Annotated in this window: 10 protein-coding genes; 2 read left to right on the forward strand and 8 right to left on the reverse strand. The window is 62.4% G+C overall.

The genetic code is table 11. The annotated features are described in order from the left end of the window. Window positions 1-51: 51 nt before the first annotated feature. Both ACZ1JM_RS00265 and ACZ1JM_RS00270 read left to right on the forward strand, forming a co-directional pair. Window positions 52-651, forward strand: a complete 600-nt coding sequence (locus ACZ1JM_RS00265; protein WP_465132104.1) for a TetR/AcrR family transcriptional regulator — start codon at window positions 52-54, stop codon at window positions 649-651. A gap of 30 nt (window positions 652-681) precedes the next feature. After that, window positions 682-1,833 (forward strand): sterol desaturase family protein, encoded by a 1,152-nt coding sequence (locus tag ACZ1JM_RS00270; protein ID WP_465132105.1) that lies wholly within the window; start codon window positions 682-684, stop codon window positions 1,831-1,833. A 43-nt stretch (window positions 1,834-1,876) separates the two neighbouring features. Here the strand turns inward: ACZ1JM_RS00270 and ACZ1JM_RS00275 are convergent, their stop codons facing one another. The 8 genes from ACZ1JM_RS00275 to ACZ1JM_RS00310 form a co-directional block, all read right to left on the reverse strand. Beyond that, the gene (locus ACZ1JM_RS00275) at window positions 1,877-3,400 is read right to left on the reverse strand and encodes a DUF4139 domain-containing protein (RefSeq protein WP_465132106.1); all 1,524 of its coding nucleotides are present in this window, start codon (window positions 3,398-3,400) and stop codon (window positions 1,877-1,879) included. After that, window positions 3,400-4,809, reverse strand: a complete 1,410-nt coding sequence (locus ACZ1JM_RS00280; protein WP_465132107.1) for a DUF4139 domain-containing protein — start codon at window positions 4,807-4,809, stop codon at window positions 3,400-3,402. The genes ACZ1JM_RS00275 and ACZ1JM_RS00280 overlap by 1 nt, the downstream gene beginning before the upstream one ends. A 480-nt stretch (window positions 4,810-5,289) precedes the next feature. Further along, window positions 5,290-5,412 carry a thioredoxin domain-containing protein gene (locus ACZ1JM_RS00285; RefSeq protein ID WP_465132108.1) on the reverse strand — a complete coding sequence of 41 codons (123 nt, stop codon included), beginning with the start codon at window positions 5,410-5,412 and terminating at the stop codon, window positions 5,290-5,292. Window positions 5,413-5,515: 103 nt separating this feature from the next. Further along, window positions 5,516-5,857: a hypothetical protein gene (locus tag ACZ1JM_RS00290; protein ID WP_465132109.1), complete on the reverse strand. Its 342-nt coding sequence runs from the start codon at window positions 5,855-5,857 to the stop codon at window positions 5,516-5,518. 19 nt (window positions 5,858-5,876) lie between these two features. After that, on the reverse strand, window positions 5,877-6,509 hold the full coding sequence (locus ACZ1JM_RS00295) for a DUF4198 domain-containing protein (protein WP_465132110.1): 633 nt from the start codon (window positions 6,507-6,509) through the stop codon (window positions 5,877-5,879). Window positions 6,510-6,667: 158 nt separating this feature from the next. Then, the gene (locus tag ACZ1JM_RS00300) at window positions 6,668-7,882 is read right to left on the reverse strand and encodes an HlyD family type I secretion periplasmic adaptor subunit (RefSeq protein WP_465132111.1); all 1,215 of its coding nucleotides are present in this window, start codon (window positions 7,880-7,882) and stop codon (window positions 6,668-6,670) included. Continuing rightward, on the reverse strand, window positions 7,879-10,071 hold the full coding sequence (locus ACZ1JM_RS00305; protein WP_465132112.1) for a type I secretion system permease/ATPase: 2,193 nt from the start codon (window positions 10,069-10,071) through the stop codon (window positions 7,879-7,881). Before ACZ1JM_RS00305 ends, ACZ1JM_RS00300 begins: the two co-directional genes overlap by 4 nt. Further along, on the reverse strand, window positions 10,064-11,485 hold the full coding sequence (locus ACZ1JM_RS00310; RefSeq protein WP_465132113.1) for a TolC family protein: 1,422 nt from the start codon (window positions 11,483-11,485) through the stop codon (window positions 10,064-10,066). The genes ACZ1JM_RS00305 and ACZ1JM_RS00310 overlap by 8 nt, the downstream gene beginning before the upstream one ends. Between the last annotated feature and the right edge of the window lie 24 nt (window positions 11,486-11,509).

An 11,509-nucleotide genomic window follows, 5' to 3' on the forward strand; every position in this document is an offset into this window, starting at 1 on the left:
TGTTCAATTAAAATATTAGACAGTGTTCAATTGAATTTCTAGAACGGCGGCATGGGCAGACGATCCGATCATAGTCGTGACGAACTGGAAGCGTTGATTTTGGCGGAGGGGCACCGCCATATGGCGGAGGTGGGCTTCGCTCGCTTCTCCGCGCGCGAAGTAGCGAAACGCATTGGGTATGCCGTGGGGACGCTGTACAACGTGTTCGGCAGTTACGATCGGCTCATTGTGGCGATCAATACGCGCACGTTCGAACAATGGGCCGCACATCTTGAAGAGCGGCTTGCCCGGCCATCAACGGATCGCATCTCGGCGCTAGTGGAAGGATATTTCAGCTTTGCGGCAGATCATATGCCGTTGTGGACCGCTATTTACGATCATCGCCTGCCGCCCGACATGCCAATGCCGGAAGATTTCGCCAATCGGCGCGCGGCGTTGACCGATGTGGTAGTGAGGGAAGTCGCGGCGGTGCTATCTCCCGAAACGCGCGATCGGGCACCGCGGCTGGCGCGGTCGTTGGTGGCGACTGTCCATGGCCATTGTATCTTCGCGCTAAACGGAAGCTTTGCCCTTTTGGGCGAAACCGCGCCATTGGAAATGGCAATCGCGCGGGTCAAGGAGTCGCTGTCAGCAGCTGGTGCGCATCTGTAGCATCGGTTTTGCAAGAGGAAGTAGTAGACGATGAAATGGCTCGAAAATCTGGAGCGCGATCTGCAATCTCCTCTGGCTGTGCGGCGGTTCGGCAGCGGCTGGTTTTCGGGTTTCTTCGGGCTGCTGCTGGCTGTCACGGGCCTCTGCCTCGTCGCGGCGCTGCGCTGGCCCGACTGGTTCGCGATGCCCGAACTGGCGCCGCTGCGTGAGTCCAATAGCCTGCGTCCAGCTGTGCATCTGATCCTGATCGCCGGCTATGGTCTGGCGTTGCTCAGTCTGTTGCTTCGTCCGCGCAAGGCAATCGGCGCCACCGCGCTGGTAATCGCGCTCATCGCCACGCTGCTGGGCGGAGCAGATGTGCAGCCACGTGAAACCCATGACTGGGGCATCTTTTTCGGCGTCGATTTCTTTGCCGTCAACATGATCGCCACCGGACTGATGTTCGCGCCGATCGAGAGGCTGTTCCCTCGCCGTCGAGAACAGCGTCTGTTTCGACAGGAATGGCGCGAAGACCTGTTTTATTACCTGCTCAGCTCCATGCTGGTGCAGCTCATCACCTTTCTCGCGCTTGCACCTTCCGGGTTCATCAATGCATCGACAGGGGGGCTGGCGGGCATCCGCGCCATGGTAGCGAGCCAGCCCTGGGCGCTCCAGTTTCTGGAAGTAGTGCTGTTGACCGATCTTGCCCAATATTGGTTTCACCGCGCTTTCCATCGGGTGCCGTTCCTGTGGGGCTTCCACGCGGTTCATCATTCGGCCAAATCGATGGATTGGCTGGCAGGGGCGCGCATGCATTTCTTCGAGATTATCGCGCTACGTAGCGTCACGTCATTGCCGCTGTTGACCTTCGGCTTTTCGCCTTCGGTGATGCAGGCCTATATCGGCTTCGTCTACATATACTCTTCGCTGTTGCACGCCAATCTAGGTGGCGACCTCAACTGGGTGGGCCGGTTTGTGGCGACGCCCCGTTTCCACCACTGGCATCATGGGATAGAAGAAGTGGCGGTGGACAAGAATTTCGCGATCCACTTTCCTTTTCTCGACCGACTCTTCGGCACACATCATTTCCCTGACGGCGTCTGGCCGAGCGGCTATGGCGTGCCGGAAAAGGTCCCGCAGGGCTATTGGGCGCAATTTGCCTATCCTTTTCGTCGAAAAGCAGATGCGCCAGGTGGTGAATAGAAAGCGCATCTAGAAAACAGCAGATAGTCTGGATGGCTACGGCTCAATAGCTGAAGTGCAGCTCCGCCTCTTCCCCTGCAGCGAGAGGCCGTGACCATGTGGCTATTCCGTCCGTCTGCGGCAGATCGTCACCCTGAGCGACGATCTTCTGTCCGGGCGAGCCAATCGGGATTTCCACTGCAACCGGGAAGGAATTGGCGTTCGAGACCGTCAACTGCATCTCTTTCGGCGCCAGCCGCTTTTGGGTTATCAGCACTTGCGTGCTTGTTCCGGCAGAGAGCCTAAAGGTCTCTCCTTCAGCCCGGTCTGTAAGCGTGCCTAGGCCCAGAAGCCGTCGTCCATTCGCACCTTGCGCATAAAGGGTGGTCGTGCCTTGCGGCAGGGCAAGGCCTAGCCCCGCTGCGCGTTCATTGCGCAGTACCAGCACCACGGTTGTCGGAGCGGCGTCCAGCATTTGCCAGGGGACGACCGCCCGGCGATAGCGGCGCTCGAACGGCACGTTTCCGCGCGCCAGCAAGGCGACCTGCTTCTGCGCGCGCGGGGCTACAGTGACCCGTTCCGGCACGCGGTACAGCTTGAGGTCGCCCAGATACTCGGGAGGAGGGGGAGGAGCGGGCGGTGGCGGGGGAGGGGGCGCCATGGCTGCCATCATTGGGGATGGCGCACCCTCGAACCGCCGTTGCGCGGTGACGAAGATTTCTTGCTGCGGCGCCGTTCGCGACGCGAGGTTGGACGTTGTCGTGCCAAGGGGGAAGCAGGACAGGCGCAGGTGCTCGATCGCGGCCTGCATCTGCGGCGTGCCGACGCGGTTTAGGCGGCCCGCGACGGCGTTGACTTCGGCTTGGGTAAACGCCTGTCCGTTGCCGTTCGCCAGCGTCAACCACGCGAAAAGGTTGAGGGTACGGCCATCGGCTGCCTGTGTCGCCACATAGCTTGCGCGCCAATCGAAGCCGGAAGCAAGATAGCTGAGCCGCACTGTAACCGTGCGGGCGGAGGGGCTGTCAGTCGTCACGCTCAGCACTGGCTTGCTCGACAGGCCGTTTGGAACGCTGCCGAATGCCAGTTTCTCGGGCAGCCCCGAGCATCGCAGTGCCTCTATTCCCCTCGCGGTGCGTAGGACGACGCCCTGTTTTGGGCCAGCGATGATGGTCGCTTCCTCGCTGGTCGCCTTGCCGGTGGCCTTGTCCGTGCGAGTGAGAGTCACCTCACGGCCCAGCGTTCCATCGATCAGCGACGCAGGCGAGAGTAGTCGCGCATCGCGATTCTTCTCGATCGTGCCGCCGGGTAGCCCCTCGATCACCGCGCTGACCGGAACGATGCCCTCGGCCACGCCTTCGAAACGAAGTTCTGCACGGCCGCGCGGCAGTCGGACCTTGCGGGTTTCGGTGACCATTGCAAAGCCGCGCGGGTTCCCCCGGTCGATCTCGCCACGAGAATATGCCGCGCGATAGACGGTCAGCGCGACGCGTGTCGGAGCGGCCGATACGATCATTCGCGTCTCCTGCGCTACGGCGGCTGACGGCAAGGCTCCGGCCGCAAGGACGACGGCAAGATGGAGGCGGAACATTAGTAGCGCGTGTCGAACGTCGCGGTGATCATCGCCTCCCCGTTTGCCGCAACCGGCACCTGCCACACGGCGGTGCCGGCATCGCGGCGCTCGCTCTTGCGGTTTTCCTCAGTGATGCGCGTATCGCTCCAGTCGAGCCCGTTCTGCACAAGTTCAACCGTCACAGCACGTGAACGTGCGTTGGTGAGGCGATAACGCATCTGGGTGCGCCAGCGATTTGGGTTGATCCGCGTGCGGGTTACCATGACGGGCTGTACCTTCACGTCGAAGGCATCGCCTGTCGGCAGAGCGATGGTTGAGCCTTGCGGCGTGTGCCCGATGGTGTTCTCGCCGGTGAACTGCGGTTGCCCGCGCGTGTCGCGGACGTAAACGCGCACGGTTCCAGCGGGAAGCGCATCTCCGAGGCCGCCCGCGCCGGAGTTGGCGAAGCTCAGAACGCTCTGGGCGCTCCGCGCCTCGTTCGCGCTGGCGAGCCAGTCGTTCTCGAAGCGATAGCCTGAACTCGCAGTCACGCCCTTTACGTCCAGAAAGCTGACCTGCTTGGTCTGCTTGTCGGCGATCGTGGTGCTCTCCGTCAGGGGGTAAAGATAGAAGTCGCCCAGCTGCTCGCGGGCGGCGCTCTCGGCGCCTGGGCTGGTGCGTGTCATCCGGCGCGGCTGCGGCATGTACGTATTCGTATCGCTCACACTGCCGACGTCGCCAGCGACCAACAGGGTCTTCGCGTTGGAAAAGGTCGTGCCGCTGTTGTTCTGCAACGTAACCCAGCCCTGCACGTCGATCTTGCCGGTCTTGTCGTCGAACAGGGCGACATAGTCAGCACTCCAGCGCAGACCACCCGTGAGGTACGAAAGCGTCGTTGGCCGCGCACCGGACCGCGTGCTGGCCAATGTAACCGAGAGCGTGGGCCTTGCCCGAAGCGACTCTGGCACCCGATCGAACACGGCGCGAACCGGAAGGCCATCATCACGCAGAACCTCGATGCGTCCCCCGATGTCGAGCACAACTCCGCCGTTCACCGCCAACACGCGGGCGCGTTCGCGAGTCTCGGCGCCCGTGGCGGGATTGGTGCGGATCAGCGTGATCGTTTCTCCAACTGCCTTTTCCATCAGGCTGGAGGGGGATAGCAGATCATAATCAAAGTTCTGCTCGACGATCGTCGCGTCGGCGACAGAAAGTGAAACCGTGGCCGGCCGAATCTGCGCGCTGACGTCGGGAAAGTCCTGTCGCACACGCCCGTTACCAAGGCTAAGCGTGCGAATGTCCTGCACCAAAGCCACGTCGTTGTTGTATATAGTAATCGACAGGTCACCTTGAGCGGTCCCCATCGCCGGGATGCCCGCGTCCTCTGCCGCCAGCGGGACGGAAGCGGAAGCAAGCAGAGCTGCCCAACCAAAGTATCTATTGCTCATGGACTTGCCCCTTCGTCTTCCCATAGCAGCGTCACATAGTGACGAAGCCAGATTGAAAAGACCAGTAGAGGAAACAGATTTCAGAACAAATTCAGTGTGCCCAGCTCAGCCTCACCCCGTCGAGTGCGTATTAGTATAATGTCTGTTGATGAACTTAATCCATGGTAGCATAGGGCGGTCCATGGGCCGGAAGGCTACGTCAGTCACGAAGGATGAGCACAGTACCGGGCGATGGCACGCAACATAGCCAATCGTACGCCATGGGGGGGGAGTGCCGCCCCCGAGGGTCAGGCCGATGCCGACGCATAGCTAATGCGGGGCCGAGGATACGGTATCGCTCCATCGTACCGGATGCATATATCAAACCGGATTCAGGTTTTTGGTCAGCTAAATATTGCATGATAACGGACCCTTCCCTCAACAAACACCATCGATGTCGGGGGTAGGGACGGTCCCTTTGGAATTGATTTGGTAATAGTTTCATCCATCCGAAAGGGTGTTCGTTTGCATGTCGACCCACTCGATATGAAGCGGAATGCCCAGCTCGCGTGCGATGATATCGACGGCGAGGGAGCAGCCACGCACTTCATGATAGAGTATCACTGCGCTCTCTCCACATGCTGCCAGCCACGATTGTGTGCTTTCGAGCCCATTAAGCCTTTAGCGTTTCGCAGGGCTTAGACGTAGCAGTACGCTATCGTCTTCGTCAGTTAGCGCGTAGAGCAATCCGTCGGGGCCTTGGCGTACATCCGAAGCGTTGATGCAAGTCGCCGAGAACGGTTTCCTGACGTAGTTCACGCAGCTTGTCGTCCATCACCACGCGCACTACGCCGCCCGTGCCATTGATCTCTCCCCGACGAGCGCTTGTGATGAAGATATTGTTCTTCCAGTCGGCAAATTTGTCGCCACTATAGATCGCGTCATATTCTGTCACGTAAGTATAGTTTGGCCAGCAATAGTTGCGACCGGGCTCGGCGGTCGATATCAGCTTTGAAAGGGCGCGAGTGGGCGGGCAGCCAGGCAACGTATCGATCCAGCCACCCCCCATCCATGCAGCAATGCGTCGGTCAGTTAGCGGCGAATGTCGTCGTTGTAATGCGATGGAGAACGGCAACTTTGCCAAGCGACGTTTCGCCGCCCGCTTCATCCTTGTGCGACGCCGTGAGGAGATATCGCCCCTTGCCGCGCGTCGGCGCGGTGAAAGTGCCCGAAGAGTCGGTCTTCAGCTTTTTCGTCCATTTGTCGGGTGAAATGACCTCCACTTCCGTGTCGGTAAGCGGCTGTCCATTCAACATCACGCGAAAGCGATTGCTGCCGGCGGCTACCGGCGCGATCTCGAACGGCATTTCAGAGCGGGCCTCGGCACGGCCGGCGCGAGCGAAGTAGGCGATGCCTTCCTTCTTGTCGTCCGGTCCCCATGGCGCAAAAACTGCGTCGTCATGGGCACGAACGTCGCCCGCCGGAACGCTTGCCTCAATATAACCGGCCTTGCGTTGAAGGGCAGGATTGCCGCCAGACAGCAGCTTCGGGGCCTTAAGATGATGGAACTCAGGATCGCCGCCAGCAGGCATCAGTTCTGCCGGTTCCCCCAGATAAATACGCGCCGGGCCGTTACCGTCACGCTCAATCCACACCTCATGCGCCTGCGCTGCTGGCGCCGCGATCATGAGCAGGGCGGGGGCGAGATACCGTAAAGCCATATCGAACTCCTCAAAAGCGCCAGCAAACTTTAGGCCGCAATTGAAGCATTCCATAGTAAAGACGCTATCGCAAGTCACTCGCAATTACGTTGCTGGATCGTAACACGGTCGATCGGGGAGGCACCGCGTTCTTGCTGAAGAGCAACTGCCCGGGACCATCACCGCTCGCGCAGGGCTTCGCGGGCCTTGTTGATCGGTTTCATCAGGTACTGGAGCACGGTCTTGCGGCCGGTCTTGATCTCCACCGTCGCGACCATGCCAGGCATGATCGCGTATTCTCGGCCGTTCTTGGCGTGGAGCGTGGCGCGATTGGTGCGCACGTGGACGCGATAGTACACCTGGTCGCGGTGCACTTCATCCTGCAGCGTGTCGGGAGAGATGCTGTCCACCGTACCCGCCAAGCTGCCGTAGATCGAAGGATCGTAGGCCGTGATCTTCACCGTGGCGGGCTGTCCGGGGCGCAGGAAGGCGATGTCGCGCGGAGACATGCGGGCCTCTATCACTAGCTGCTTTTCCAGCGGCACGATCTCCATCATCGAGCCGCCGGGCTGGATGACGCCGCCGATCGTGGTGACTTCCAGGTTCTTCACGATGCCGCGCACCGGGGAATAGAGCGTCGTGCGGTCCAGCTGGTCGCGCCTGCCGCCGACGACGGCGACCACCTGATCGAGTTCGGCGCGCGCCTTGGCATAGTCGGCGCTGGCGTCGATGACGTACTGGTTGCGCAGCGAATCCAGTTTTGCCTGAATTTCGTTTTCCTGTCGGCGCAACTGAATGATTTCGACCTGATTGGCCGCGCCCAATTCGACCAGCGGCTCGGTCATCGCCAGCTGGCGGCGGGTCAGTTGCAGGGACTGGGTAAGGCTGGCGGTGGCGACTTCCAGATTCTGGCGGCGTGAGCGCATCAGTTCCATCTCACGCTGGATCAGGGCGGGGGTTTTCCTGACCGCGTCCGGGAAATTCGGGCTGCCGCCGCTGATTTCCGCTTCCAGCCTTGCCGCCGTGGCTTCCAGCGCGCGGGCTTTGGCTTCCGCCTCGCCCAGCTGGGCGCTGAAGCGGGCGGTGTCGAGCGTGGCCAGCTTCTGGTGCGGGCGCACGATATCGCCCTCACGCACGAAGATGCCGTTGACGATGCCGCCTTCCAGGCTCTGGATGATCTGCGCGCGGGACGGCGGAGTCACTTTGCCGGGGCCGACCGCGACTTCGTCCAGAACGCCGAAATAGCTCCAGATCAGGAACGCCAGCACACCGATCGACAGGATCGGAATGATCCGCAGGCGGCCGACGGTACGCAGCCAGCGGCTTTCCTCTTCGGCGCGCAGGCCATCGAGGAGGAGGCCGCCCGACGGCGAAGGTGAGGCGGATGTGTTCATGCCCGGCTCTCCTGCGGTGCAACTGGCGGCGGAGCGGCCGGGGCGGCGGGCGTCGTCAGTTTGGCGAGCACTTGCTGGCGCGGTCCGTCCATCGCGATCCGTCCGCCTTCGATCACCACGATGCGATCGACCAGGTCGAGCAGGCCGGGCCGGTTGGTGGTAACGATCAGCGTGCGCCCGCGCAGCCATTGCGCCAGGTTGGCGACCAGCGACCGCTCGCTGATATCGTCAAGCGGGGCAGACGGTTCATCGAGCAGGAGGATATTACTGTTGCGCAGCAGGGCGCGGGTCAGGAGCAGGGTCTGGCGCTGCCCGCCGGATAGGCCGGAACCGCCTTCCTGCAACAACAGGTCTAGGCCCTGCGGCTGCTTCTGGACAAGCGAAAGGCCGCCTGTCACGGCGAGCGCGTGGAGGATTTGCTCGTCGCTGGCGCCCGGCGCGCCGATGATCAGGTTTTCGCGGATGGTGCCCAGAAACAGCTGCGCGCCCTGCCCGAGATAGGCGGAATCGCGGCGGATATCGACCGGGTTGATCAGCTTCATGTTGGTGCCGTCGAGCACGACTTCGCCGGTTTCCGGCCAGGCGAGGCCCGAGAGCAGGCGCAACAGCGTGGATTTGCCCGCGCCGATCCGGCCGAGCAGCGCGATACGCTCCCCCGCGCGGATCGACAGGCGATCGACTTTCAGCGCCAGCGGCCCGTCCTGATCGTAGCGGAACGTCAGGTCTTTGATCTCGTAGTTGCCCAGGAGGGCGGAGCGGCGCAGCAGGCCCTGCTCGGGATCGTGATCGACCGGCTTCTGGAACAACTCCTCAAGCCCGGTCATCGCGACTTTGGCGTTCTGCCAGCGCGTGAAGATGTGGCCGAACGGCACGAACAGCACCAGCGCGCGGCTCGTCAGGATCGAGCAGGCGATGAGCGCGCCCATCGTCATGTCGTCGTTCATCACCTGAAACGCGCCGGCGACGACAACGGCGGTGTAAGCCAGTTGCTGGAGGGTTTGCGTCCAGTTCACGAACAGGGCGGTGAGAAACCGCTGCTCGGCGCCGACACGGGTGCCGAGAAGGGTCAGGCGTTCCCACAAGGACTGGAAGCGGGCCTCGGCCTGCGCGGTCTTGATCTCGTCGATGCGCTCGATCGATTCGACCAGGATCGCGTTGCGCAAAGCGGATTCGCGCATCCCTTCGGTTGCAAGTCGACCCAGCGGGCGCTGGAGGAGGAAGCCGGGCAGCACGATCAGCACGGCGGCGGCGATCAGCACGTACGTCAGCGGCCCGGCAAGGAAGGCGAACAGGATCAGGAACAGGACGATGAACGGCAGGTCGATCAGGGCCGACACCGTGGTCGACGTCAGCATCTCGCGGATCTGTTCGATATCGCGCAGTTGCGAGATCAGCGCGCCGGTGGATTTGGGACGCGCGTCGTTGCGAATGTCGAGCGCGCGGGCGAATACTTGCGACGATATTGCTATGTCGGCACGGCGGCCGATGCGGTCCACCAGCTGCACGCGCGCGGTGCGCAACAGCAGTTCGATGAGCAGGGCGATGCCGGTGCCCAGCGCCAGCACCCACAGCGTCGAGATCGACCGGGCGGGGATCACGCGGTCCCACACCTGCATCGCGAACAGCGAGGTGGCGAACGTCAGCAGGTTGCCGAAGACCGAACCGAGCATGACTTCGCCATAGCCGCGCCGGTCGGCCATGATGATGTCCCACAGCCACGATCGGCTTGGCTTGCGCAGGAATTCATCGAGCCGGGCATTGCGCGACTTGGTGGACATCGGCTCCACGAAGCCGACCCGGCCGCTGATCCGTTCACGGAAGGTCTCCAGCGGAATGTCAATCGGGTTGTCCTGCCGCAGACCGGGGGACGTGACCTGCACGGACTGCGCATCGCGGGCATGGACGATCATCACGTCCTTGTCCTTGAGTTCGAAGATCGCGGGCAGCATCAGCTGCGGCACGGCATCCAGATCCATGCGGGCGATCTGGAATTCGAGGCCGGAAAGTCGCGCGGCGTGGATCAGCGCCTGATCGAGGTCCTGCCCGTCCGACCAGTAGAGGCGCTTGGCCAGCTCGGGCGCGCCCACCGGAACGCCTTTCAGCGACCCCAGCGCGGCGACGGCGGCGGTCCACGGGCTTTGCACGATCGGGGGCACTGTGTGAGGCGGAGGAGGAGGATTGTCAGCCATCGATGTCGTCTTCCTGGCGCAGGCGCGCCGGCAGGCCGAGCGAGGATCGCAGCGTCCCGTTCACATTTTCGAACCGGACGCGCGCGCCCATGATGTCGTATTCGGCGACGATGCGCGAACTGGCCGCGCGGTATGTTTCCAGCTGGGTGTTGAGCAGCTCGGTCAGGGTGCGCTTGCCCAGTTTGTATTCCTCGAAAAAGATGCGACTGGCGGTGATCGCCTGCTCTTCCTGCCGGGTATAGGCGGAGATGCGCTGCTGTCCGGCGCGGATTTCCTGCCTGGCGGTCAGTGCCCGGCCTCGCGCGTCGAGAATGGCGACTTCGCGCACGGCATCGGCGGCGCGGCGGTCTTCTTGCGCGGCTTCGACCAGATAGTGGTTGCTGCGCCGGTAGATGTCGCCCGTCACCGTGACCATCGCCGCCAGCGAATTGTCGCGCGTGTTGTAGGTGTAGTTGTTGCGGGTGTAGCCCAGTTGCAGGCCGAGCCGGGGATAGCGTTCGGCGCGGGCCTGACCGATGCGGGACGTGGCGGCGTTCTCTGCCTCTGCCGCCGCGATGACGGCGGGCAGCTTTTCGTAATCGGGTTCTTCCGTCCCCATCTCGAAGCGGGAGATGGTCGGCGCGGGGTCAACATACCGGTCGGGAATGCCGCCGATCAGGTTGAGCAGGTTTGCCTGCGCCACCGCCAGCGAGGTTTCGGCTTGGATCGCTTCCCCGCGCGCGCTCTCGACGCGGACATCGGCCAGCATCAGGTCGGACTTGTCCGAAATCCCGGCGTTGACGCGCAGCCCGATCAGATACCGCAGGCGCTCAAGGTCAGCGACCTGCTTCTTTGCCGCCGCGGACAGATCCTCGAACCGCTTGACGTCGAGGAAGGTGAGCGCGCTCTGTTCGGCCAACTGGTCTGCCACCGATTCCAGTTCCCATCCGCGCTGGCGGGTGGTGGAGCGAGCAGCGCCGATCTCTCCTTTCGATCGCCCGAAATCCCAGACCTGCTGTTGCAGGAAGACGCTGGGTCCGGCCATGTTCTCGTTCAAACCGGAGGAATTGCGGCCCGAGAACATGTTGGGGCCAAGGTTGGCCTGATAGCCGACCTGCGGCGTCCACACCGATTTCGCCGCGCCCAATTCGGCCTTGCCCCGCGCCAGTGCGGCGTTGGAGCGAGCGATTTCAGGATGCCGCGAAAGGGTTAGTGCCACCGCCTCGGCCAGATCCAGCTGTCGCGGCACTTGCGGGGTCTGCGTGGTTTGTGAAGGCGTCTGCGGAGTTACCTGTGGTGCGCGTGCCTGTTCGTTTCCGGTTACCGTAGTGGTCGCCGGGGCAAGTTCCTGTTCCTGTGCGTACGTTTCGACCGATAGCATTGCCAGGGCGACGACCGCACCCGCCCCGGCGAACCTCCACTGCGTAAACCCCATGATCTCCCTTCGTTATTTGAAACT

Source organism: Novosphingobium sp. BL-S-24 (assembly GCF_055521575.1).